Source organism: Peribacillus muralis, from assembly GCF_001645685.2.
Taxonomy (GTDB): domain Bacteria; phylum Bacillota; class Bacilli; order Bacillales; family DSM-1321; genus Peribacillus; species Peribacillus muralis_A.
The window spans coordinates 1,387,703-1,411,864 of the sequence record NZ_CP017080.1 but is presented as its reverse complement, the minus strand read 5'-3'; the positions used below and the strand labels follow the sequence as shown (position 1 = coordinate 1,411,864).

23 protein-coding genes are annotated in these 24,162 nt (G+C 42.2%); 6 read left to right on the top strand and 17 right to left on the bottom strand.

All coding sequences use genetic code 11. The annotated features are described in order from the left end of the window. Nucleotides 1-20: 20 nt before the first annotated feature. Nucleotides 21-1,400, bottom strand: a complete 1,380-nt coding sequence (gene nhaC / locus ABE28_RS06775) for a Na+/H+ antiporter NhaC (RefSeq protein ID WP_064466479.1) — start codon at nt 1,398-1,400, stop codon at nt 21-23. 302 nt (nt 1,401-1,702) lie between these two features. Further along, nucleotides 1,703-3,277 carry a peptide chain release factor 3 gene (locus ABE28_RS06770; RefSeq protein ID WP_064466480.1) on the bottom strand — a complete coding sequence of 525 codons (1,575 nt, stop codon included), beginning with the start codon at nt 3,275-3,277 and terminating at the stop codon, nt 1,703-1,705. Between the two features lie 840 nt (nt 3,278-4,117). Between ABE28_RS06770 and ABE28_RS06765 the strand changes: the two genes are divergently transcribed. Then, nucleotides 4,118-4,321, top strand: a complete 204-nt coding sequence (locus tag ABE28_RS06765; protein ID WP_064466481.1) for a cold-shock protein — start codon at nt 4,118-4,120, stop codon at nt 4,319-4,321. An 80-nt stretch (nt 4,322-4,401) separates the two neighbouring features. Here ABE28_RS06765 and ABE28_RS06760 read toward each other — a convergent pair whose 3' ends face one another. From ABE28_RS06760 to ABE28_RS06750, 3 genes are read right to left on the bottom strand one after another with little or no spacing between them, the layout of a single operon-like run. Continuing rightward, on the bottom strand, nt 4,402-6,363 hold the full coding sequence (locus tag ABE28_RS06760) for a DUF6449 domain-containing protein (protein WP_064466482.1): 1,962 nt from the start codon (nt 6,361-6,363) through the stop codon (nt 4,402-4,404). Then, nucleotides 6,338-7,237, bottom strand: a complete 900-nt coding sequence (locus tag ABE28_RS06755; protein ID WP_064466483.1) for an ABC transporter ATP-binding protein — start codon at nt 7,235-7,237, stop codon at nt 6,338-6,340. The genes ABE28_RS06760 and ABE28_RS06755 overlap by 26 nt, the downstream gene beginning before the upstream one ends. Continuing rightward, complete coding sequence (locus ABE28_RS06750) at nt 7,234-7,620, bottom strand: GntR family transcriptional regulator (RefSeq protein ID WP_306807331.1); 387 nt, start codon at nt 7,618-7,620, stop codon at nt 7,234-7,236. Before ABE28_RS06750 ends, ABE28_RS06755 begins: the two co-directional genes overlap by 4 nt. Nucleotides 7,621-7,788: 168 nt before the next feature. Between ABE28_RS06750 and ABE28_RS06745 the strand changes: the two genes are divergently transcribed. Beyond that, nucleotides 7,789-8,205 carry an organic hydroperoxide resistance protein gene (locus ABE28_RS06745; protein WP_064466485.1) on the top strand — a complete coding sequence of 139 codons (417 nt, stop codon included), beginning with the start codon at nt 7,789-7,791 and terminating at the stop codon, nt 8,203-8,205. A 52-nt stretch (nt 8,206-8,257) separates the two neighbouring features. Here the strand turns inward: ABE28_RS06745 and ABE28_RS06740 are convergent, their stop codons facing one another. Then, nucleotides 8,258-9,562 (bottom strand): MFS transporter, encoded by a 1,305-nt coding sequence (locus ABE28_RS06740; protein WP_064466486.1) that lies wholly within the window; start codon nt 9,560-9,562, stop codon nt 8,258-8,260. A gap of 228 nt (nt 9,563-9,790) precedes the next feature. Between ABE28_RS06740 and ABE28_RS06735 the strand changes: the two genes are divergently transcribed. Next, nucleotides 9,791-10,609 carry a glycerophosphodiester phosphodiesterase gene (locus ABE28_RS06735; protein ID WP_083231973.1) on the top strand — a complete coding sequence of 273 codons (819 nt, stop codon included), beginning with the start codon at nt 9,791-9,793 and terminating at the stop codon, nt 10,607-10,609. A gap of 244 nt (nt 10,610-10,853) precedes the next feature. On the opposite strand, the gene ABE28_RS06730 is transcribed toward ABE28_RS06735, so the two are convergent. Beyond that, complete coding sequence (locus ABE28_RS06730; RefSeq protein WP_257390734.1) at nt 10,854-11,333, bottom strand: hypothetical protein; 480 nt, start codon at nt 11,331-11,333, stop codon at nt 10,854-10,856. A gap of 293 nt (nt 11,334-11,626) precedes the next feature. Here ABE28_RS06730 and ABE28_RS06725 point away from each other — a divergent pair, with 293 nt between their 5' ends. Next, on the top strand, nt 11,627-11,914 hold the full coding sequence (locus ABE28_RS06725) for a hypothetical protein (protein WP_064466487.1): 288 nt from the start codon (nt 11,627-11,629) through the stop codon (nt 11,912-11,914). A 29-nt stretch (nt 11,915-11,943) separates the two neighbouring features. Then, the gene (gene yidC / locus ABE28_RS06720) at nt 11,944-12,729 is read left to right on the top strand and encodes a membrane protein insertase YidC (protein WP_064466488.1); all 786 of its coding nucleotides are present in this window, start codon (nt 11,944-11,946) and stop codon (nt 12,727-12,729) included. Nucleotides 12,730-12,771: 42 nt separating this feature from the next. On the opposite strand, the gene cphA is transcribed toward yidC, so the two are convergent. Together cphA and ABE28_RS06710 are read right to left on the bottom strand one after the other, a co-directional pair. Then, complete coding sequence (gene cphA, locus ABE28_RS06715; RefSeq protein WP_064466489.1) at nt 12,772-15,393, bottom strand: cyanophycin synthetase; 2,622 nt, start codon at nt 15,391-15,393, stop codon at nt 12,772-12,774. Continuing rightward, entirely contained in the window at nt 15,390-16,205 is an 816-nt protein-coding gene (locus ABE28_RS06710) for a cyanophycinase (RefSeq protein ID WP_064466490.1), read from the bottom strand. The genes cphA and ABE28_RS06710 overlap by 4 nt, the downstream gene beginning before the upstream one ends. Before the next feature lie 170 nt (nt 16,206-16,375). Between ABE28_RS06710 and ABE28_RS06705 the strand changes: the two genes are divergently transcribed. Further along, the gene (locus tag ABE28_RS06705) at nt 16,376-16,798 is read left to right on the top strand and encodes a pyridoxamine 5'-phosphate oxidase family protein (RefSeq protein WP_064466491.1); all 423 of its coding nucleotides are present in this window, start codon (nt 16,376-16,378) and stop codon (nt 16,796-16,798) included. Nucleotides 16,799-16,878: 80 nt separating this feature from the next. Here ABE28_RS06705 and ABE28_RS06700 read toward each other — a convergent pair whose 3' ends face one another. The 8 genes from ABE28_RS06700 to ABE28_RS06670 form a co-directional block, all read right to left on the bottom strand. Continuing rightward, a complete protein-coding gene (locus ABE28_RS06700) occupies nt 16,879-17,919 on the bottom strand; it encodes a M42 family metallopeptidase (RefSeq protein WP_064466893.1) in 1,041 nt (346 codons plus the stop codon). A 97-nt stretch (nt 17,920-18,016) separates the two neighbouring features. Next, a complete protein-coding gene (locus tag ABE28_RS25675) occupies nt 18,017-18,151 on the bottom strand; it encodes a hypothetical protein (RefSeq protein WP_257390733.1) in 135 nt (44 codons plus the stop codon). A gap of 34 nt (nt 18,152-18,185) precedes the next feature. Next, a complete protein-coding gene (locus tag ABE28_RS06695) occupies nt 18,186-18,374 on the bottom strand; it encodes a hypothetical protein (RefSeq protein WP_034314269.1) in 189 nt (62 codons plus the stop codon). Between the two features lie 112 nt (nt 18,375-18,486). Further along, on the bottom strand, nt 18,487-20,250 hold the full coding sequence (gene opp4A, locus ABE28_RS06690) for an oligopeptide ABC transporter substrate-binding protein (RefSeq protein ID WP_064466894.1): 1,764 nt from the start codon (nt 20,248-20,250) through the stop codon (nt 18,487-18,489). Between the two features lie 20 nt (nt 20,251-20,270). Then, nucleotides 20,271-21,170, bottom strand: a complete 900-nt coding sequence (locus ABE28_RS06685; RefSeq protein ID WP_064466895.1) for an ABC transporter permease — start codon at nt 21,168-21,170, stop codon at nt 20,271-20,273. Between the two features lie 22 nt (nt 21,171-21,192). Continuing rightward, on the bottom strand, nt 21,193-22,158 hold the full coding sequence (gene opp4B, locus ABE28_RS06680) for an oligopeptide ABC transporter permease (RefSeq protein WP_064466492.1): 966 nt from the start codon (nt 22,156-22,158) through the stop codon (nt 21,193-21,195). A gap of 15 nt (nt 22,159-22,173) precedes the next feature. After that, a complete protein-coding gene (locus ABE28_RS06675) occupies nt 22,174-23,100 on the bottom strand; it encodes an ABC transporter ATP-binding protein (RefSeq protein ID WP_064466493.1) in 927 nt (308 codons plus the stop codon). Next, nucleotides 23,078-24,103, bottom strand: coding sequence for an ABC transporter ATP-binding protein (locus tag ABE28_RS06670; RefSeq protein ID WP_064466494.1), 1,026 nt, complete (start codon nt 24,101-24,103; stop codon nt 23,078-23,080). Before ABE28_RS06670 ends, ABE28_RS06675 begins: the two co-directional genes overlap by 23 nt. Between the last annotated feature and the right edge of the window lie 59 nt (nt 24,104-24,162).

Sequence of the window (24,162 nt, the reverse complement as noted above, 5' to 3'; positions counted from 1 at the left end):
AAAGCGACCGCCTGTTTTTTTCATTTATAATGGATACCTATTTTCGTAAAGCCACCAATCAAGCTAAGCACAGGGCAAAGTAAGCAGAAGAAGGCAAAAGGTGCATATTCCATGGTAGGCACGCCCAATACCTTTGTCAGGAATACCCCGCAGACTCCCCATGGAACAAGGGGATTCACAACTGTTCCCGCATCTTCAAGCACCCTTCCAAGCGTTTTTGGCTGCAATCCTAAATCATCATATTTCTGCTGAAAGGCTTTCCCGGGCAGTATTACTGACAAATACTGTTCCCCGACTAGGAAATTCACACCGATTCCTGCAAATACGGTGGCTGAAATCACTTTCGCTACACTCGTCAATGAATCCTGGACCGCATATAAAATAGAAGGGATGACTCCCAATTCAAATAATAGTCCACCCATAGCCAATGCCAACAACACCATGGAAACGGAGAACATCATGCTCTCGATTCCGCCCCGAGATAGAATTGTGTCAAGTTGTTCCACCCCACTCTTCAGCACAAATCCACCGTATAAGATATCCGCCAGTTTTACAACCGTCAAGCTTGGGGTTTGTATGAAAGCAATGACCGCCGCCGAAACGATTCCAGCTGACAAAGTCGGAATCGCCGACACTTTTTTCAATGCCATGACCAGAATGATGACAAACGGAATCAAGCTCCATATGCTAATGTTCGTTTCCATTTCCAAGGCTTTGGTCATGGCCTCAATCTCCTCAACACGAGGCACTTTGACATTCGGTGAAAGGAAATAAAAGATGATCAGTGATATGACAAAACCTGGAATCGTTGTCCACAGCATATTATTAATATGTTCAAATAGTGGCACTCCAACCGTTCCCGAAGCAAGGTTGGTCGAGTCGGATAATGGAGACATCTTATCGCCAAGAAATGCACCAGAAATGATTGCACCGGCTGTAATCGCCAGCGATAAATCCAGCGCTGCCGCCATACCAATGAAAGCAACTCCGACCGTGGCTGATGTTGTAAGTGAACTCCCGATACAGAGCCCGATTAGCGAACACACCAGAAATGTGACCGCATAGAAATACTTTCCGGAAATCCAGTCAAACCCATAGTACATGATGGTAGGGATTGTCCCACTTGCCATCCAGATCGAAATGAGCATTCCGATGAAAAAGAATATATAGATGGCTCCCATACCGGAAACCGCACCTTTGACGATAGCCCCTTCCATGATTGAAAATGGGAGCTTCTTTATTTTTCCATAAACGAATAAAAAAAGGATGGCTGCAATAATTGGAATATGAGGAACTAGTTCATAACGGATGATTCCTATTGCAATAATTAAGAACAGCATCGCTAAAACACAAATAGCTTCAAGTAAAGAGAGTTTTAGCTTGGCATCTTCGAGACGCATGATGTATTTTCCCCGCTTTCATTTTGTATGTTTCTTGAGGTAAAAATGTAACGATTATTATCCACTGATACGCTTTTATGCGTTAAAGTACTAGCTAAATATAAAGGAGTTGCTGCAGTTTGTCAACGGAATAATTTAGGGGAATCGTTTTACGTATATTGCTTGGATGGATTTGCCGTGCCAGCCTCATGATTTTTGTGTGATTCATTCTTGAACTCACAAGCTAGAGAAATGATGGAAGCCAGGTGAAGAAAATCCAGGATAATCAAAAAAGCCCGTGTATGTAACACGGACTTTCACGATTATTTCAAATCCATCGGATTATATAATTCCACGTCAGGATTTTTATCTTGGAACCAACGAAGGGCAAACTCATTTTCAAATAAGAATGCGTATTTTTCAAAGCGGTCTTTAACAAGAATGCTTCTTGAGCTATGAAGGTTTTCATCAAGCTTTTCATCCTCGGCCCAGCGTGTGATTTTACTGCCCATCCGCTCCATCAGGACTTCGACATTGTACTCGTTCCTCATTCGATGCTCGAATACTTCGAATTGAAGCTGCCCGACGGCACCAAGCAGGTATTCTTCCATTCGGACCGTCTTGAAGAGCTGTATCGCCCCTTCTTGTACAAGTTGGTTAATTCCTTTATGGAAGTGTTTTTGTTTCATGACGTTCTTAGCCGTTACCCGCATGAATAGCTCCGGAGTGAATTGTGGTAACCTCTCGAATTGGAACATGTCTTTGCTCGTCGTGATCGTATCACCGATTTGGTAATTCCCTGTATCATATAAACCGATGATATCTCCGCTTACCGCCTCGTTTACCGTATTCCGATCATCAGCCATGAATTGGGTTGAAGAAGAAAGGTTGATCGGCTTGCCGGTCCTGCTCAAGTTGACACTCATTCCGCGCTCGAATTTACCCGAACAGATACGCAGGAAAGCGATCCGATCACGGTGTTTTGGATTCATATTCGCTTGGATTTTGAAAATGAAGCCGGAAAAATCATTGCTGACAGGACTCATCTCACCAGACGTTGTCATTCTTGCTTGAGGAGCTGGTGCAAACTGCAGATAAGCATCCAAAAACGTCTGGACGCCGAAAGTAGTCAGGGCACTTCCGAAGAATACAGGACTCAGTTTTCCATTGGCGATGCTTTCTTCAGAGAATTGGTTACCCGCTTCAGTCAACAGCATGATTTCTTCCAAAGTTTGCTCATACAACTGGGAATCCTTAAGTGCATGATCGATTTCAAGTTCACCTTCATCATTCAATGGAAGGAAACGATCCTCGCCTTCCGTCTTGAACTGCTCGATCCGATTGTTGAACCTATCGTAAATGCCGACGAAGTCTTTTCCCATTCCAATTGGCCAGTTCATTGGATATGTTTCGATTCCCAATACCTCTTCCAGTTCAGCCAGCAACTCGAGAGGCATTTTACCTTGACGGTCCATTTTGTTAATGAACGTGAAAATCGGGATTCCTCTCATTCGGCAAACTTTGAATAATTTAACCGTCTGATCCTCGATTCCTTTTGCCGAATCGATGATCATCACGGCACTATCGACAGCCATCAGTGTACGGTAGGTGTCTTCACTGAAGTCTTGGTGACCTGGTGTATCGAGAATATTCACACGGAAATCCTCATAATCAAACTGCATGACGGAGGATGTAACGGAAATTCCCCGTTGTTTTTCAATCTCCATCCAGTCACTTGTTGCATACTTGCCTGTTTTTCTCGCTTTAACTGTTCCCGCATCGCGGATCGCGCCGCCAAACAGCAATAGTTTTTCGGTCAAGGTCGTTTTCCCGGCATCCGGGTGGGAGATGATTGCGAAGGTCCGACGCGATTGGACCTCATCTTTTAATGTAGTCATAAAATGTTCCTTTCATTAGTGGAGTCATCAATTCTAAAAAAGATTTATAGGTGATTTTATTGTATTTTTACATTGGAATGTCAACCCTTCTTTGTATGTAAATTACCTGAACATACACCAGATATGTAAGAAGAAATATATCATAAGGCTAAAGCCTTGGCTACTTGCCATTCATTTCAATCAACCTTACTATTTTAACACGATATGAAGGAAAGATGTAGAGGTGAATGAATCACAGGATGAGGATTTATTCAGGAGGCAAAACAAAAGACGCCTGCTCAGCGCCCCTTCTTATAAATTCTATGGTTTTGTCCATTTCGGAACTTATCTTGCGGTTTTCATCTCTTTTTGATTTCGTTTATTTTTCCAGCGCTTCTTAACCTCTTTAAATATGATCGGCGCAGCAAAAATGATGGCTCTTTTTAAAAGTTTCTTCATTATTCATCAGTCCTTTCTTCCTTATTCCTTACCCTCATTCTTCCTGATAAAAACGTCTTTCTTCGATTGTTTTTTGAAATTTCAATATTAGGCACTTTTTATCCTTCGAATTACAGCCAGTCATGCACATCATTACCGTTATTATTCCTCTTTACTATTATTCCCCTGAAAAAAGGTATAAAATACTTCCATTTGTTTTACCCTCTATAAAGGTGGGTATATATTTAAAAACTTGGAAAACTCCCCATGAGAAATTCTTGTAGCTTTCACGTATTATCAAGCAGCTTCACATATGGATTCCAAGCTTAATTGAGGATTCTTGATAATGTGTGAATTGGATTCTTCCATTAAGGAAAAAATCCTCACCATTAATTTTTTAAATTTTTTAGGAGGATTCATCGAATGACAGTAACTGGCAAGGTAAAATGGTTTAACAGTGACAAAGGATTTGGCTTCATTGAAGTTCCGAACGAAGATGATGTATTCGTCCATTTTTCTGCGATTCAGGGAGACGGTTTCAAAACACTAGATGAAGGACAAGAGGTTGAATTTGAGATCGAAGAAGGAAACCGCGGACCTCAAGCAATAAACGTCGTAAAACTATAAAGTATCGAAACATCAACATAGTTCATATGCATGAGAAGAGGATGCCGCCCATTTTCTAGGACGGCATCCTCTTTATATAATCATTCATTAAAGTGTTCCAAAATGAAATCGGGAACATGATCGCCGGAAAAACTCTTGATATCCACCTCTCTGCTATCTTTATAATAAAAAGCAGCTAAATACTCTCCATCCCAATCAATTTGGGCATTATCGATGAGCGTATCAATGTCTGAAAGGGTGTTAATTTTCAGGCAATTTGGTTTTTTTTCGATTTGGCGTGCAAGCTCCTCTGCCGATATTGAATGATAAATTTGCGAATCTGTTCTGGCAATCAGAATATAAGATATATCCTCAGCCAGCAACCGTGCTTTCCTTGTTTGTTCGGTTTGTTCCATCCATTTGGAGAACTGTGTCAAAGAAGAATCCCAATTCATATATATGATTTTTTTATCCTTTAAGTAAATATCAACCGTGGCATAATCACCGATAGAATTCTTCATTTGGGCGAAAGATTGATTATCCAGGTCCTCTGACAGTGCCTGCACCGCTTCTCGGAGCTGTTGCGCATCCTTGATCGTAACGGATTTATCCACTTGACCGCTCGCTTTTATCCTTATTTTAGAAACATCTTCAGTTGTCACATTCAACAAATCATTCACCGTTTTTTTATATTCCTCAGACTCGTAAATTTTCGCCAATAGCGGAAGGTACGAGTCATAGTTTTGTAAATGGTATTCTCTCGCTAACCGTTTTCCATTTTTAAGTTGATACATGATGAATACGGATTGGGCATCGCTCCATTCACCGACGGAAACCATTTTACCCTTTTCGATAATCTGCTGGTGCATTAACGTGACCGCTTCTATATTTTCCTTCTGTTTAAGAAAAGTGGGGCCCGTATACGGGATTTCTTCTTCGATGAACAAAGGGGAATTGCCAATATAGATTTGGCTGATCTCCCTTTCATCCGGAATTTTGGTCTTAAACTGAATTGGATCCATTTTCATTATGAGCCCAAGCACAATGATTATCATCATAAATGCTAAATAGCCTTTCGGATTGAACTTGATTCTCCATGTTTTTTGCAGGACGATTTCACCTAAATAATATCCGAATAAAGAGCCGATTACATACCCGAAGAAAATCCAGCCAATTTTCCCGGTCGTTTCGCTAAAATAAAATCCTGAAAACAGCAGCATGGATAACGTCAGCCCAAATTTAAATAATGGCTTAATCCTCGGAAAAACAAAGGCTTGCGATACATGCTCCAGCTTTCTCTTCTGATAGATTACTAGCGACAAAAACGAAAAAAGCACGGTAAATACAGCATACGTTAATGTTTGAAAGGAGAAAAATGTGATTTTCTCCATCTCGGTTGCAGCCAATAAGGGAGAAATCCCCTTCAGGTTGGTCCTTAAATAGTAATCTGCAGAAAATCCTACGATTAAAAACTTCATATTCGCCGCCAACAACACAAATAAGCCCACAGGCAATGCAAGAACTATATAAGTCAGCAGGCCTTGCAAGGCCGATAATCCCGTTATCATTCCTATAAAAACGGCAACAGTAAAGATAACCACTTCCAAAAGGAATGTAATTCCCATCCAGGACCATATATCCGTCAGCGTATAAAGGCTTTCGATATCAATTGCCGATTGAAATAACAGTAAAATTGAACCAGTCAATATAATTGGCAAGGCTAGGAATAAAAATCCCATTCCGATCATATGAAAATAAACGGTTCCTCTAGTAATGGGTAAACTATGAATAAAATCCGAGGCTTGTTTAATCTGTAAAAAACGAAAGAGAGAGATTGCAAGTAAGACTGGAATAACGATGACTAAGACAAATTGAATCATTTGCTGACTGGAAAACAGGTTTTCAAATTCCACATATTCATTTTTTTCATTCAAAATACGCGTCAATATTTCTAACGGAAGTGCAAATATGAGGCCGATCAAATAGAGAAAGCCGATCCATCCGGTGCTTCTGAAGGTATAGATGATCAGTTCTCTATTAAGCCAGGTTATTCTGGATGGCATAACCTATATCCCCCATTTCATAGATGAATATCTCCTCTAAAGTAAGGGGGAGCATATCGAAAATGTCAGGTTGAAACTGATTAAAGTGCGCTTTAATACTCGTTTCCTTTCCTTTAACGATGCACACGATCACACTTCCTTGTCTTTGCTTATCAAGAATTTGGATTCCACGGTAAATCCCGTGGGGAATTTTATGCTTAAAGGCAATCTGCACTTTATGTACATCCGCTTTTAAATCAGCCAGATCCTTTTGGATAATAAGCTCGCCTTTATGTAAGATCCCTACATGATCGGCCAAATCTTCAATTTCCCGAAGATTGTGTGAGGAAATCAAAATCGTCATATTCCGGTCCTCTACATCCTGAACTAATAACTGTCTCACATTTTTACGCATGACCGGATCCAGCCCATCAAAAGGTTCATCCAGTATCAGAACTTCAGGCATCGTAGAGAGGGCAAGCCAAAAAGCAACCTGTCTCTGCATCCCCTTTGAAAGCTTATGTATTTTATATTGTAGGGGTATCGAAAATGTTTCCTGTAACTGAAAAAAGCGTTCTTCGTTCCACTTACTGTATACACAGCTGTAAAAAACGGCCATTTGCCAGATCGTATAGTTAGCTAAGAAATAAGGCGTATCAGGAAGGAAGAAACAACGGTTTTTCACTTCACGGTTTTCGAAAACAGGTGATAAGTCAATCAGTACCTCACCCGAATCCTGAATCAGGTTGCCTGAAAGCATTTTTAAAAGCGTCGTTTTTCCTGCCCCATTGGAGCCCAGTAAACCGAATATGCTGCCTTTTTCAATGGACAGCGTGACGTTACTTATCGCTTCTTTCCCTTCATATAATTTACTCACTTGTTTTATTTCAATCATGAATCTCCCTCCTTTGCCAGTGGACTGATATCTTTTACTAATTTATAGATTTCATGTTTATCGATTCCGATATATATAGCTTCAGAAAGCACTTTTGTTAGCTCGTTTCTGATTTTCTCTTCTTTCAAGGGATTTTTAATGGATTCAGGCGGGGCGACGAAATTCCCTTTGCCAGGCAATGTATATATATATCCGTCAGATTCCAGCTGTTTGTAGGCTTTCTGAATAGTATTTGGATTGATTTCCAATTCCTGTGCCAATATTCGAATCGATGGAAGCTGATTGTGTTCCTGTAAAACCTCATTAATCATTAGTTCCTTAAAATTATCCATCAATTGCTCATATATAGGTCTCCGGCTTTGGACATCCAACTCAAACATCATGAGCCTCCTTCTTTTATTGGTGTATTACACATTCTAATACAGTTTATTATAAAACAAATTCTTCCAATTTAAAACCATTTTTGATTCATAAACTCTCTCTCATTTTGTTTAATAAGACTTATAGTGGGGAACTAATGATAGTAACGATAAAAAAAGGAGTTGTTTTCATTGAAACCATTATATACAGCTACAGTAACCGTACACGGAGGACGTGAAGGACATGTTAAGTCAGAGGACGGAATTCTTGACTTCGATGTCAGGTCACCTAAGGAACTAGGCGGTTCCGGTGAAAGTGCAACCAACCCTGAACAATTATTTGCGGCTGGTTATGCTGCCTGTTTTGATAGTGCCTTGAATCTTGTTCTGCAAAAGGAAAAGAAAAAAGTCGATACTTCCGTGACGGCGAATGTCACGATCGGTAAAGATGAGGAAGATGGAGGCTTTAAATTAGCTGTCCGGCTGGATATTTCAATTCCTGATTTGAAGAAGGAAGAAGCCCAAGACTTTGTCAAAAAGGCCCACGCGACATGTCCATATTCAAAAGCAACCCGCGGAAATGTCGATGTTACCCTTAATTTGGTATAAAGTTAGAAATCGGAGGAATGACCCCAGTTTAAAAGGGGGTCATTCCCTTTTTTCATTTAACTTCTTCCAGTTTCTTTAATTTAAACAAAAACCCCAGTCCTATGGCCGTCATGATGATCAGTGACCCAAGTGCCATTCGGCTCGCCAATGTCCCAAGGTCATGAAAAACCAATGTAATCGTTCCATACAAAAGAGGACCGATTATGGACGACACCTTTCCTGAAAAGGCAAATAATCCAAAAAACTGTCCTCTCTTTTCCTCAGGCGTCAGTTCGATGATATACGTCCTTGATGTCACCCACATCGAACCGAGCGAAATGCCAAACATACTCCCTGCAATCCAGAACCAAAGAGCGGTTTGTGCGAAGACTGCGATAAATAAAGCGACCATGAGCAGAACCCCCACATATGTCACGGCAGGCCGAGGTCCCTTCGACTGTGTGATATATCCAAACAGAAACGAGCCGGCGATACTCGATATTGTAGAAACTAAGTAAAGTAAAATGAACCCGCTTGAAGAAAACCCAACGACAGTCTTGGCATATACAGCCATCATGCCAATCGTGGTAGCGATGGCGTCGTTCAAAAAGAAATAGGCGATCATGAAAGTGAATATCAAGCGATGGGACCTCATCTCCTTAAATGTTGCCTTGATTTCCTTATAACCGGATAGGAAGGGTTGTTTCGCTTTTTGCGTTATTGGCGCATCTTTCACTAAAAAGAACAAGGGAAGGGAAAAAACGAGAAATAATATGGCTGTGGGCATAAATGCTTCATGTGAGCTCCCTTTACTGATGAATGGATAGATGGACAGTCCCATTAACGTTCCTAAGTAGCCAACTGCCACGCCGAACCCTGATATTAGCGGCATTTGCTTTTTCGTACCCAAACCGCTCATCATCGTATCATAAAAAACGAGACTTGAATGATAGAAAAACTTAGCTATTACAAATAAAACAATGACGATGGCCAAGGAAATTGGAATGCCAAGAACCATTCCATCAAACGAGACTCCACCAAAAACCCCCATGAGAAATGTACTTAACACAGAAATGAGTGTAAAAATGACGATATATTTTTTCATCCTTCCGGTTCGATCGATCATGACACCAAACAACGGTGAAAACAAAACAAGAAACAAACTGGCCATTGCATTTGCGTAAGAAATGAAGGTACTGGCAATTTGGTCAAGAACAGCATTGTCCCCTATTTGCTCTTGGAGAAAAAATGGGAAGAAAATCGTATTGATATTAGAAGAAAAAATCGTATTGGCAAAATCATATAGTGCCCAAGAGAGAACGGGAACCGAAAAATATAAACCAAGGTTCCCCTTCCACTTTTTAGAATTCTGTTTCATTCGCTTCCCTCCTTATTGTTCCTTCAATTATATGTATTCCATAACTTGTCAATAAATCCTTTTCCTTTCTCCAACAATGGATATCATTGTATCTAGTTGCATGCTTTTTCCTTACCTGACATGTAAAATGGTGAAATGAGGCTGACAATGGAAGGCTTATTTTATTTTTCTTTTAGCTAGGGTATAGATAATGAGGAGTTTATTTTTGTTCCTAAAAGGAGTGTAACGATGAATGAATATTTCCTGATAATCTTGTTAATCGTACTTGTCCTCTTCGTCCTTAAGCTTGGCTCGAAGCGTGCTTTCCAAAAAAACTTCAATATCCAGCATTCCCCCCTCAAAATCGGACATCGCGGCGCCGCTGGATATTGCCCTGAGAATACAATCGCTTCTTACAAAAAAGCGATTGAATTGGGAGCCGAAGTACTTGAGTTGGATATTCATCTTAGTAAGGATGATGTACTCGTGGTTCATCATGACCCAACGCTGGATCGAACGACAAGCGGTAAAGGGAACATACGTGATTTTACAGCTGCCCAATTAAAGGAAATGGATGCCGGGAGCTGGTTTCATGCCCGTTTCATAAACGAACGCATCCCTTTATTGAGTGAAATATTGGAAGGATTCCGGTCCGAAGCTGGCTTCTTGATTGAAATAAAACATCCGTCTCTTTATCCCGGCATTGAAGGAAAACTTGCAGAAGAGTTAAGGAAATTCACCGAATCTGCCTCCATTACTAATCCGATCATGGTTCATTCGTTTGATGCAGAATCCATGAAAAGATTTCATCTATTGATGCCGGACGTGCAAGTGGGGGTTTTAATAAAGCGACGGATTGCTGAAGATAAAATAAAGGAAATAGCAGAGTATGCATCATTTTTAAATCCGAAGCAAACGATCCTGAATCCGAAGTTTCAGCAGCGTATCCAAAAGCATGGATTGAAAGTATATACTTGGACAGTCAACAATAAAAAACGCATGCGCATGTTCGAGCAAATGAGGGTAGATGGCATCATTTCCGATTTCCCTGATTATTTCTCGGATTGATATGTTTGAAGGAATTCCGTTATAAAACAAAATAAAAAGGGTACGGAAGGGCCGTTTTCCGTACCCTTTTTGTCTCATTATTGAAACTTTTGCACAATGATACTTCAACGGGAATACGTTTCCAAGGAGACCGAGCAGGCTCAAGGACCGCCTCCGCAAAGCTAAGCACCTGCAGTGAAATGACATGCTCAAATTATAAATGCTCCCAATACTGTGGGAAATCAAAATTCCTTATGCATTTTTTTTAAAAGCATCGAAAGGCCTGTATTTCACTTGCGTCGGATCCATAATAGGACCATCTTTGTTGGCTTTTTCTCCATCGATATCCTGCTACGGAATTATAGCCGACATAAGTGGGGTAAAACCAAAACGAGCGGCCATTTCTTAGCCAAACATACGTATTTTGGTATAAGCATCTTTTCATTGAGCCTGAATCCATAGCCTTAATCAAATCTCCAGTAAGCTGTGGAATGAATAAAGGCGGTGCCATATGCGGCGGGCCTCCTCCTTGTGGCGGCCGCGGCGGATTTTGCTGCCCTCCGCCTTGGTAAGAACCAGACGGCCCAGGAGGACCAGGCATCCTCTCAACCATTTGTTCATTTTCAACTGGATAAGGTGCTGCCAATAAATCATTTTCGTTCTTCTGTGGTCGTACATACGGATTTACATCGCTTCCAGATTGGTAATAGTTATGATTCTTATCAATTGAATCGTACGGTTCCATACATCTTCACCTCATGATTGAACTTCCTTTTATCCATATGTAGACGTATGACCATGTGTGCAATTCGTCTCCTCCAATACAAACATGCTTCTGGAATATCCACGAGCATTTCTCATCAAATTCATCAAGTGAAAATATTCCCTGTTTATTTTTTGAAAATATCCCTATATTTTTTGGCCTAATTGCATTAGAATTTGATATAGTGTTCTTAATGATTTAAACTCAGTATGACCATTTACTTTAGCAGTCAACTGAACGACATTTTCTTATCTTAGAAAAAATGAGGGATTCCTATGTGGGAATTATTATTAGAATTCGATTATCAAACCGTTCGTCATGCGGTATGGGCAGGTTACTTGTTGACCTTTGTCTTTCCACTGGCTGCGTTTTATTTCTTAAATAAAAAACAATCACACTTGAATGATAAATATCAAGCGTCCGTCCATTCCGATCAAAGTAAATCACCTGTCAATACAGGCAGCACTTTTGACTGGCGCGGTGCTCAACGCTTCTTCACATTTATCCGTCAGAAGGATTCACCCGATGATTCCGATGAACCAAGCCTCCCACTTGTTGTTTAAACAATAATAACAATCGAGGAGGAATTATTTTGAAAAAGAAAAGCGTATTACTTATATCGGTACTGATCCTGGCAACGGTCCTTTTATCAGGTTGCTCCGCAGCCACAAGCGGTCCATTTCATACAGCTTTGGTCAACCCAATGACAAAAATGCTTGAATTCAATGCAAATTTATTTAATGGTAACTATGGGTTGAGCATCATCATGATGACATTTTTCATCCGTCTGGTCCTGCTTCCCTTGACTGCCAAGCAATATAAAACACAGCTCAGCATGAAAACGAAGATGAATGGCCTGAAGCCTGAAATGACAGCCATTCAACAAAAAATTAAAGAGACGAAAGATCCGGCTAAACAAAAGGCACTGCAGCAGGAAATGATGCAGCTTTACCAAAAGCATGGAGTCAACCCCTTAAACATGGGCTGTCTGCCACTTTTGATCCAAATGCCGATCTTGATGGGATTTTATTATGCGATTCAAGGATCCCATGAAATTGCGACACATAACTTCCTTTGGTACAGCCTAGGCCAGCCAAATATCGCCATGGCGATTATCGCAGGAGTCATTTATTATTTCCAATCGGTCATTTCCATGAGACAAATGCCCGAGGAACAGCAGAAACAAATGAAGCTGATGAGCCTACTCTCGCCAGTAATGATTTTATTCATTTCTTTCTCCGCTCCTGCCGCCTTGCCATTGTATTGGTCAATCGGTGGTTTATTCATGATTGCTCAGTCAATCATCCTGCAACGCATATATAAAAAAGATCACATCATCCCTGCCGCCGGGACTGAGACAATTCTCAAAAAAAGCTGATTATAAAGAACGTGCATTCCGCTTGGCGAAATGCACGTTCTTTTATTGTGCCGATAAGCGATTGCTGGAAACCTTTTGAAAAAACTTCTCTACATATTCGAAATCGGTGTAGAAGAAAAGTAACAGGTCCCCTGGCCGAGATGCTTCCCAAGCGTTGACGAATGCATCCAATTCATTCAGAACAATCCTGGTCCGATCCTTATGCAGCCCTGCTTCTACGGCAGCTTCCTGAAGCAGCTCGGCTACTTCGAATGGCTTCCTTCCCCGTAAATCATCATCTTCCTTGATGATGAATAAATCGGAATGGATGGCCGCTGCCTTGGCAAGCCTTATAAGTTCCTCATCGACACGGTCTCCCGGCCCGGCCAATACAGTGATAAGATGTTTTCTGTTATAGGCACTCACTGTTTCGAATATCGCCTTCAATCCGGCCTCATTATGGGCATAGTCGATGATGATCGTTCGTTCATTCAATTTCTTTAAATTGAAACGTCCTTTTGACAAATTTGTATCGGGCATAAATGTGACAGCCTTCTTTCGTAGTTCATCCAACGATATACCTTGTGTATGGGCTGCAGCTAATGCCTGAAGCAAATTGGCAATATTATGACGGGCCATCCCCGAGATCGTGATTGGTATCTCGGTGCATTCCATGAACGGTTGCGTGACACTGTCTGATGAATGTAGAATCATGCCTTGTTCATTAACAAACCAAACCTTTTGACCACCCTTGATCGCTTCCTTCACCAGTGGCTGACTGGGATCCGTCGAGGTATAAATGACTTCCCCATCAGTATATGCCCCCATTTGCGCCACCTTCGGATCATCGGCATTCAGGATACAATACCCCGTATCCATAACGACTTCGGCAATGAGGCGCTTTAATTTCACAAGATCTTCCATCGTATCCATTCCATCACAGCCGAGATGATCCTCACTCACATTTGTAATGATACCCACATTACATTGGCGAAAAGCAAGGCCTTCACGCAATATTCCTCCACGTGCCGTCTCCAAAACCGCAACATCTACTTCTGGATGGGCCAATACCATTCCAGCACTGATCGGTCCGCTGCAATCGCCTTGATCCACTATCTCTTCACCTATATAGACGCCATCGGAATTCGTCATTCCAACCATGGTTTTATCGTTTGAAAGGAAATAATGAATCATTCGGGTCGTCGTCGTTTTTCCATTCGTTCCGGTCACTGCAATGATCGGTATGGCAGCATCTTCCCGGGACGGAAACAAATAATCGATAATGGCTTTGCCTACATCCCTTTTTTTCCCTTCACTCGGGTAATGATGCATCCGGATTCCCGGAGCAGCGTTCACTTCAATGATCGCTGTCCGTGAATGATCAAGCGGCATTGATATATCCTCGCAAATAAAATCGATTCCGGCAATATCCAATCCAATCGCTTTTGCAGCTGCAACCGCCATTTTCTTTATGGTTGGATGGACCTGCTCCGTTACATCGATAGCTTTGCCTCCAGTCGATAGATTCGCGTTACCGGCAACTTGGACCAGCTCTCCTTGTTTAGGGATTGAGCCGAGTGTCCGGTTCGTTTTTTCCAAGTAGCATGTCACGGTATGTGTAAGCGGGATTTTAGACATTGGTTTTTCATGACCATTGCCCCGCAAAGAATTACGATTTTCCTTTTCTATCAATCTGCGTATCGTTTCTTTACCGTTTCCAATCACATAGGGCGGAAGCCTCAAACTTGTGGCTAAGAGCTCCCCATTCACGATAAGCAAACGGTAATCATGTCCTTCTATATGCCGTTCGACAATGAACTTCTCGACGTACGCTTCCAAACAATTGATGACATTGAAAAGTTCATCCTTATTCTTGATATGGGTAATGACCCCCTGTCCCTGCCTGCCGTTATAAGGTTTGATAACGAGCGGAAAACCAAGCCTGTCCGCCGCGTCGAAAATTTCCTCGATGGAGTGGGCTATCGCCCCTTCGGGAACAGGAAGGCCACACCCTTTTAAAATCGATTTGGTCAACGATTTATCACACGCATTCTCGACGGCGATACTGGAAGTTTGACTTGAAATGGTCGCCTGGACATACTTCTGCCTTGAACCTGTTCCTAAACGAAGTAAACTATCCTCGCCAATTCGTTCGACAGGAATGTTTTTTTTCTGTGCAGCCATGAATATCGCTTCTGTACTTGGTCCCAATTTATTTTTATAGTATAAATCTTCTATTTTTTTAACATATGATTGAACATGTACCTCTTTTTCACCTTTCAGGATGGCTTCCGCGATTTCCTTTGCTGCCAAAAAGGCTTGAAGACCCGCTTCCGGCTCTTGATATTCAAAGGTAACTTGATAGTGTCCCTTCTTTTCCATCATGACCGTTTTTCCGCGAATGACATCTATTCCTGCCATATTCTGAAGCTCTATCGCCATATGCTCCAAAATATGCGCCATCCATGTACCTTGTCGCAGCCTCTCGGCGAAACCTCCCCGATAGCCTTTGGAGCATGTATGGTTCCCTAGGTTCGGGAGCGCATTCAACAGTTTTTCATTGAATCCTGAAATGGTATCGGAAGGTTTCTCTTCCAGTTCCTCTAAATCCAATTCAATGCAGATCGTCGGTGTATATGCAAAATAATTGGGTCCTTTTAAATAACGGACTCGATTGATTATCATGGTTGGATCCCCTTTTTCATCAACAATTTCCTGGTCACCAGGTCAAAACGATAGCCCCTTGTAAGTGCATGAAGGCAGAATCCCGTGAGAGTCAGCTCTTCACTGCCATTATCGGAGGCAGTGACGTGGATGTAATCACTTTTGCTGCCATCCAGCACCAAGACTTCATGTTGTCCGAAAACTTCAAAAAGCCCATCTTTAACTAAAATGGCCGTATTTTCATCAATGCCAATGCCCAGTAATTCTTTATTCACCGCAATAGCACTTAATAGACGGTCGAAACGGCCGCGCTGGGAAAAATGTTGATCGATCAAAAGGCCATCCAGAAAGCCGAAACCTATCCCGATCTCGACCTTTAACTTATCATCATTCAGCATCGTATCTGCCGCGACAATCATATGCTTACCGATAATGGAAGCACCCGCACTCGTCCCCGCTATCACCATTCCTTGATGCCACGCTTTCGAAAGGGCTTGGTGGAATTTGGATTGTCCAATCTGTTCAGACAGCCGGCTTTGGTTACCTCCCGTTATGAAAAGGGCGGAAAGCGATTTTAGCTGTTCGCAAATGAGGGGGTTTTCTGCATCTTCCCTTGAATCCAGCTTGATCACTTCAACCCTGTCAACTCCTAAAGCTCTAAAAATCTTGATATACTGTTTGCTCATTTCTTCAGGGATCTCACTCGCTGTGGGGAGTATTCCAATCCCGCCATCGGAATGACGGAGAGCGAGCTGAACAAATTTATTTAACACTTCGCCTTCCAGGCACTTATCCTCGGCGCCGCCAATGATAAGTAATTCACCACAATTCATGCCTTATACTCACCCTTACATAATTAATTGCTCTATACAGAACACATAATGACTAGTATGGCATCATCAATTAGTATTCATTCATTGAATTGGCAAATTGCAGAATTTTGTTTAACTTATTGAAAAAAGAGGAAAAGTAATAGAGTAAAAAATAAAAGGAGTGTGCAGAGATGAGCCAAAACCAATTAAAAGAAAAAATATTGAATATCATCAGTGATTCTAAAACAGGAGTTTTATCATCTGTAGAAAATAACAAACCACATTCACGTTACATGACATTTTTCAACGACGATTTGACTTTATACACCCCATCCAGTTCAAAGACGGAAAAAATTGAAGAAATTGAAAAAAACCCTAATGTCCATATCCTGATCGGTTATGAGAATGAAGGGTTAGGCGATTCATATTTAGAAATATCAGGTACATCAAAAGTGAACGATTCCCAGGAACTAAAGGATAAATTATGGAATGAGTCGTTTGAACATTGGTTTGAAGGGCCAAATGATCCCAACTATATCATTCTGCAAATCAAGCCGGAAAGCATCCGATTGATGAATAACAATGGTGAGCCGCCACAAGAATTATCATTATAGAAATGGACGAGTCTTGACAATATATTTTGTCTACTTAAAAGCCCACACTCGGATTGAAAGAAGTGTGGGCTTTTTACTGTTTACATCATCTCTGATTCGATATAATGCAAGATCAGATTGGCCGTATGTTTCAATGACGAAAGGTGAGTCCGCTCAAAGGCGTGGGAAGCGTCGATTCCCGGTCCGATCAAACCGTGCACAACATCATGGCCTGCCCGGATTGCAGCGGAAGCATCCGAACCGTAATACGGGTAAATATCGACCCTGTAATCGATTGCATTGGCTTGGGACAGGGCGACAAGATGTTGACGCAATTGATAATGATACGGCCCTGAGGAGTCTTTCGCGCAAATGGAGACGCTGTATTCATCCGTCGCTTGGCCATCACCGATCGCCCCCATATCCACCGCCAGATATTCGACTGTTTGCTCAGGGATATTGGAATTGCCTCCATAACCGATTTCTTCGTTATTGGAGATCAGGAAATGGGTCGTACATGCCAATGTGATTTTCCCTGCAGAAATGAGGTCAATGATATGAAGCAGGATGCCGACGCTTGCTTTATCATCCAAATGCCTTGATTTCAAGAATCCTGTATCCGTGACTTCCACTCTTGGCTCAAAAGAGACAAAATCGCCAACGGAAATGCCTATCGCTTCCGTTTCCGCTTTCGTTTTCACGACAGCATCTATCCGGACCTCCATTGTCTCTTCATCACGCTTCGCATCTCCGGCATTTTTATAAACGTGGACAGAGGTTTGGTTGATTAATATCGTCCCTGTGATGATTGCCCCTTCAGCAGTATGGATTTTACAATATTCCCCTTCCACCGAATTCCAGCGAAAACCGCCAATCATCGTCAGTTTAAGGCGGCCATTCGGCTTGATTTCCTTAACCATCGCTCCCAGCGTATCGACATGTGCCGTCAGCAAACGATGTCTGCTGTCATCTTCGCCCTTTAATGAAGCAAGTAACGCACCCTTATTCGTGATTTCGTATGGAATCTTCCTTTTCTCCATGAACTCGGCCGCGTATTTAATCGCTTCCTCTGTATATCCGGAGGGACTAGGTATCGTCACTAACTCTTTTATGTATGATACGATTTCCTTTTCGTTGATCATGCTCATGTATATCTCTCCCTTCCTACTTATTATAGCTTTTCCTGCCAGCTTTTAACATACAAAGGACCGTCAATAGACGGTCCTTCGATCATTTTATCTAAATATGGGCAAGAACGGGCATGATCGCCATCACCAATGTTGCAATCCCGTATATAGCCGTATTCTCCATATTCATTTGCCTTTTCCACTTATCGCGCCAAACTTTATATCGGCTCATTTGTTCACTACTCATTAAGAACCCTCCTTGTAGATGAAAGTTCACCTGACTATTTTAGCTGTCTTTGCTTGTTGGACATTTCCTTCATATATTCCAAGAAGGCTATTCTCTTTTCATCTGGATAGGCTACAATGTCCGCAATGATTTCCTCTTCCAGCGGCTTCAATAATCGGCCAACCGATTCAGTAAACAAAATTTCTAACTCCCTCTTTGTTTCATTAGGATTTCTCACTTCCATCCAAATCACCCTTCCAATTAATTACTATTATCTATATAACCTTAATACAGCCGCTTGAAACACAAAAAAATCGGCCGCCCATTCAGGCAGCCGATTGAATTCATCGCTTATCTTATTTAGTAACGCCTACATTATGCCATTGATATTGGCGTCCTGCCAGAAAATCATAACCAGTGACACGGTCATTCACTCCAGCCAATTCATAACGGAATAATGTCGGAATCACAGGAACCTCATCATGAATCAATTCTTGCCACTCATTATAAGTATCGATCCGAAACTGATCATCAAAGGCTTCCTCTGAGATGCCTTTCGCTAGAAGCTCATCATTTTTATCGTTCACCCAGCGAGTATAGTTGAATTCCGCAGACCTTGACCATAACCCTGATGGATCTGGATCGGAAGCGACGCCCCATGCAGCTTGATACATATCAACATCGTCATTATCTTTTTTCAATAGGTCATAGAAGGAATTGAACTCATGAAGCCTTCCATCCAACAATTCAACGTCTATGCCAACTTGCTCCCATTGTTGGATATAATATCTTGCAAGCGGCTCTGAAACATCGGAACCGCTCATTGATGCAAAATTGATCTTGAATTTTTTCCCATCCGCATCTTCACGAATGCCATCATTATTGGTATCCACAAAACCTGCTTCATCCAAAAGTTTTTTTGCTTTTTCCGGATTATATTCATAGGCTTTTAAATCTTTATTGTTATATTTAAAGTTAGGTGTAATGACGGAGTTGGCAGGGAAACGGAGCCCCTTGAACATCTTTTCGCCGACTTCTTCATTGTTGATGGCATATGCCATTGCCTGACGTAAACGCTTGTCTTTGAATTTCGGATTCTCGTCCATGACATTTTCTTCTTTTTCCTTGTCATATTGACCGAAATTGAAGCCAATATAAGAATAAGCCAATTCAACTTTCCCTAATAATTCGACATTGTCAAGTTCCTTGGCCTGATCATATTGCTCAGCCAGGACTTTCGCTACATCAAGGTCACCATTTTCAAGGGATTTTACGACAACGGAAGGATTCACGACTTTCAAAGTGACACTGTCCAATTTAGGTGCACCGCGATAATAATCCTTGTTCGCTTCGAATTCCACAGCTTCACCTTGAACGATTTTCTTCACTTTGAATGGTCCGAACCCGATTGGATTCTTCCGGATTTTATCCGATGATTCCAAATCTGCAATCGGAACATCTTTTAAGTATTCTTTGTGAAGCGGATATGTCCATAAGCCAGTCGTCACGGATGGATTCCCTTTCTTGAATGTGAAGATGATTTTCTTGCCGTCTACTTTAATACCTGAAATGCTATCCGCTTTTCCAGCATGATATTCTTCCATACCTTCGATTAAAGCCATTTGTTCATCATAGCGCACACCTTTATAATCCTTACTTCCCATTACAAGGTAGGCATATTCCAAGTCGGCACCTGTCACAGGCTTGCCATCCTGCCAATTAACATTGTCTTTAATCGTCAGCGTAACCGTTTTATGATCGTCTGAAATTTCATAGGAAGCGGCGCCGTCATTCGTGAATACATAGTTTTCATCAGTATCCAATAAATCCTCATCAAAGAATGAGATAACTTGGTTATCGGGATCGCCTTGATAGAAAACTTTATTCAGGATTCCTTCAAACGGTGTATCGGATACCAAACCATATGTCAGGTGACCGCCTTTGATTGGCTCTGCCTGATTAGTCGTTTTTGTCGGGAATTTAGAAGCATCGACCTGCTCGACCGCCTTCCCTTTTTTCTCTTTCGTTGACGATTTCTCGGTATCATCCGAACATGCAGCAAGCAGGATGGACGAAATTGCCAATGCACTTAATACTTTCATATAGCCTTTGATCTTCATTTCCAATACACTCCCCTTTTTTATCCTCTTCTTTGCCTTGCATCGGCGGCGCGTTTTAACGCTTGGCCAACAAAATTTATACTCAGCATCAACACCAAAATCATGAGAGATGCGGGTACCCAAATCCACCACTTATTTTCCAGAACATCGGGATTTCGAGCATAACTGATGAGCGTCCCAAGACTCGGGGTGCTCTCCGGAAGGCCGAACCCCAAGAAAGTCAAACTGGATTCCAAGCCAATATTGCCTGCCAGGTTCAAGATGAAGTTAACGATTATCAATGAACTGACATTGGGAAGAAGCTGAAATAGGATGATCTTCCAATGCGGCGTTCCAAGTGTTTGTGAGGCATGGATATAATCCAGCTCACGCTCTGATAAAGCTTTTGAACGGATTAGCCGCGCCTTTCCTGTCCATAAAAACACCGTCATGATCAAGATGAACACATACACATTGAATACAGGTACGATTGTAACTACAACAATGATGAACATCAATTGCGGAAGGGCAATCACGAAATCGATGACTCGCATGATTACATTATCGGTCGCACCGCCGAAATAGCCGGCAAGGAGTCCGAACGAAAGCCCGATGATGGCCGTGAATAAGGTAATGAACAAACTGATCGTGAACGAGTTTCTCGTACCTACGATAAGCTGCCCGTATACATCACGTCCGCCATAATCCGTCCCGAGCCAATAATCAGAAGATGGCTCTAAATAAATCGAGAGGAAATCGACCTTGGCAATTTCCTTTGCATCCATGAAGAAGGCCGCGCCATAAACAAAAATCAATATAGCTGCCAAAGTAATTAATGAGCCCATCGCAAGCTTATCTTTTTTGATTTCCTGCCAAATGATTTTCATGCCTGAGGGGCTCACATCTTGCACTTGTATGTTTTTTCCTGTTTCTACCTTCATTTCCATACGACTCACCCCGCTCCTATTCTATCCGTATGCGCGGGTCGACCGCACTGAGTATGATGTCCGAAAGAAGTGTGCCAAGCAGCGTGGCAAATCCCGTCATCATGACGATGGCCGTGACAACGCTGAAATCCCGAAGACTCACTGAACTAAGGAAAAGCTGCCCAAGACCCGGATAACTGAAAATGGTCTCGATTATGACAGAGCCCCCGATCAAACCGGTAATTTCGTACCCTAAAAATGCCGCAATCGGCAAAAAGGAGTTTCTAAGAATATGCCGCGAATATACATTTGATTCGGGCACTCCCTTAGAGCGTGCCGTCCTGACGAAATCCTTGATTTTATTGTCGATGATTTCATTTCGTAAGTATTGGATCGTACTTGTCGTGGCAATTAATGCCGTACTTAAGGCAGGTAAAATCAAATGATTGATCTTACTGACAACATAGGCGAAAGTCCCTTCCTCCACCTTGGAATCGACACTGCCTCCAGATGGGAACCAATCCAGGGCAAAACCGAAAATGAATAACATGATCAGTGCAAAGATGAAAATCGGTGTGCCAAAGCCCAAATAACTATAGCCTGTAACGGATTTGTCGATCCAGGTATCGTTATACCTGCCGCTCAGTATGCCTAACGGAATAGCCAGCATATATGTAAAAATCAGCGTGACCAACGCCAGGAACACCGTGTTCCACAGCCTGTCCTCGATTACATCCATAACCGGCGTTTTATGCGTATAGGAGATTCCGAAGTCCCCTTGTACAGCATTTCCTGCCCACCTTGCATATTGCTGGTACCATGGATCATTCAATCCCAACTCTTCCCTGATTCTTTCAAGCTCGGCAGGGTTGGCCTTAGGATTGAGCTCCTGGCCTGAGAGAGCATCCCCCGGCATGGCTTTTGCCATCATGAAAACGATAAGGCTCAATAAAAAGAGCTGCGGGATCATAACTAAAAATCGTCTGAGGATAAACTTCCACATATCCTTTCCACCTCCTTATAGTATTGCGACTCTATGTGTCGACGAGATAGGCTTCAAATCATAGGCCCGCCCATCCTCATCGAAGAATTTCGAATAGGAAGACTCGTATTCTGCCGTAAGTTTTTTTCTGAGCTTCACCTTTTCCCCGCGAACTTCCGGCTCTAAATCCGGAATGGCGGCAATCAGGCGTTTCGTGTAAATATGTTGGGGATTTTCATAGATTTCATCGCTTTTCCCTTCTTCTACCAATCTACCGCGATACATGACACCCATCCGGTCACACATATGCCTGATGACACCTAGATCATGCCCAACGAATAAATAAGTCAGATTGAACTCCTGCTGGAGATCCTGAAGAAAATTCAGCACTTGAGCCTGTACGGAAACATCCAGCGCCGATACAGGTTCATCCGCTATGATCAATTTCGGTTTCAATGTCAATGACCGGGCAATCCCAATCCTCTGGCGCTGCCCCCCAGAAAATTCATGAGGATATTTATGAATCGATTCCGGACTGAGTCCGACCTTGTCCAGGAAGTCCTGAACGATTTTCTTTTCCTCTGCAGGTGATTGCCGTTCAAAATTCCTCAACGGTTCGGCAATGATATCGAGCACCCTTTTTTTCGGGTTCAATGATGAATATGGGTCCTGGAAGATCATTTGAATATCTTTTCGGAATGGTTTAATTTCTTTTCTACTTAGACCCGCCAAATCCCTGCCTTCAAACAGGATTTGTCCCGATGTCACATCATTCAGCTTGACAACTGCCTTACCTGTCGTCGACTTGCCGCTTCCAGATTCTCCGACCAAACCGTATGTTTCCCCTTGCTGCAATTCAAAGGAAACGCCGTCGACTGCCTTCACGTGATCGACCACCCGACGAAAAAAACCGCCCCTAATCGGGAAATGCACTTTTAAGTTATCTACTTTGAGTAATGTCATGGGCCGATTCATCCCCTTCACCTTGGAAATAAAATTCTTTATAGCAGGTACACCTTACGAAATGCCCCTTGGCCACTTCGTGAAGCTCAGGCCTCTCTTCATGTGCATGTTTGGAAATCCAAGGAATCCTGTCTTGGAACCGGCATCCAACCCTATCCATTTTCGCGATGGATGGCACGATCCCCTCAATAACATGCAAACGGTTTTTCTCATGAGTTGCCGATGGAATCGAATTCAGTAACGACCTCGTATATGGATGAAGCGGATTGTTGAATATTTCCTTGACGCTCCCCGTCTCCACGACCTGTCCCGCATACATGACAATGATCCTATCTGCAACCTCGGCCACGACGCTCAGGTCATGTGTAATTAAAATGATCCCCATCCTTGTCCTGCTCTGAATGTCTTTAAGTAAATCCAATATTTGTGCTTGAATCGTGACATCCAGTGCTGTAGTAGGTTCATCGGCAATGACCAGGGCAGGATTGCATGCGATGGCAATCGATATCATCGCCCTTTGCCGCATTCCGCCAGAAAGTTCATGCGGAAATTGTTTGTAAGTCCGTTCAGGATAAGGAATTCCCACCTGTGTTAAAAGTTCGATCGTCCTTTTCTTTTTTCCATCCCTGGATAGGTTTGTATGGTAATCAAGGTTCTCCTCGATTTGTTTACCGATCGTCATGAGTGGATTCAAGGCCGTCAAAGGTTCCTGGAAGATCATCCCCAATTCCTTGCCGCGGACTTTATTCATTTGTGTATCATTCAACGTAATCAGGTTTTGCCCGTTATAGTGTATGGTTCCTTCGGATTTTGTCCTCTGTTTATTATGTAGTTGCATTATGGATAAGGCCAATGCACTCTTTCCACAACCCGATTCTCCAACAACGGCCACAATTTCGTTTTCATTCACCGTAAATGATACATCATCAACAGCTGCATGATATTTGTTTCCGATTCGAAATGAAGTCGTCAGATTTTCCACTTCCAGAATAGCTTTATTCATCCTTGCTCCCCCTAAACTATTTTATCGGGAAAATAATTAATCTTCTGATAATTAGTTAA